The following is a 621-nucleotide window of genomic DNA, read 5'->3' on the forward strand; positions in this document are numbered from 1 at the left end:
ACTCTCTGACAATTTTTATGGCCTGAACTAACCCTCCCGCAAGGTCGCCGCGAATTTCACCGCTGGATATCAGTTGATATTCATCCTCCTTTATATATTTTTTTAATGCTGAAGATATTGCCCCTGTGTTATTCAGTGCATTAAGGCACTCACAACAAATATAGTAGGTTGAACAGAAGACCCCGTTTTCTTCCCGTAGTCTGTTTCTACATCAATCAGGTGTGTAAGAGCACGCTTTACATTTATGCCATCATTTAACATTCCAGATAAATCTTCATATAAACTTATTCTGGAATACCTGAATGTGTATTTTGCCAGCCAGTGGGATATTCCAGAGAAATCAATTTCTATCGAATTGAGTTTCTCAAATATATCTTTTATCGCCATGTCCCCTCCGGGAGCATTGAGTATTTATCTTCGTCAATGGGGGATATGAAGTGTGCGGACAGCGGATCTACCAGGCCATGATTAATCAGGTGTAATAAGTGCTGATTACGGGTAATTCCTCCAAGTTCATAGTGCCAGTATGATTTTGCTTCCAGACGCCCGGACTGACGATATAACTGAAAAAAACGTGCGTCGGGTGAGACGACTTCTGCTATAACCGTCCTTCCCGTTACG

Annotated in this window: 2 protein-coding genes; both read right to left on the minus strand. The window is 41.7% G+C overall.

Features of this window, described 5'->3' with window-relative positions; translation table 11 throughout:
* Nucleotides 1–132 precede the first annotated feature (132 nt).
* Complete coding sequence (locus HSP_RS10995; RefSeq protein WP_010129804.1) at nucleotides 133–387, minus strand: hypothetical protein; 255 nt, start codon at nucleotides 385–387, stop codon at nucleotides 133–135.
* Nucleotides 378–621, minus strand: a 244-nt coding sequence (locus HSP_RS11480; protein ID WP_010129805.1) for a hypothetical protein, incomplete at its 5' end; no start/stop codon positions are given. The genes HSP_RS10995 and HSP_RS11480, both read right to left, overlap by 10 nt.

The sequence above is a fragment of the Haemophilus sputorum CCUG 13788 genome (assembly GCF_000238795.1).
Classification (GTDB): domain Bacteria; phylum Pseudomonadota; class Gammaproteobacteria; order Enterobacterales; family Pasteurellaceae; genus Haemophilus_A; species Haemophilus_A sputorum.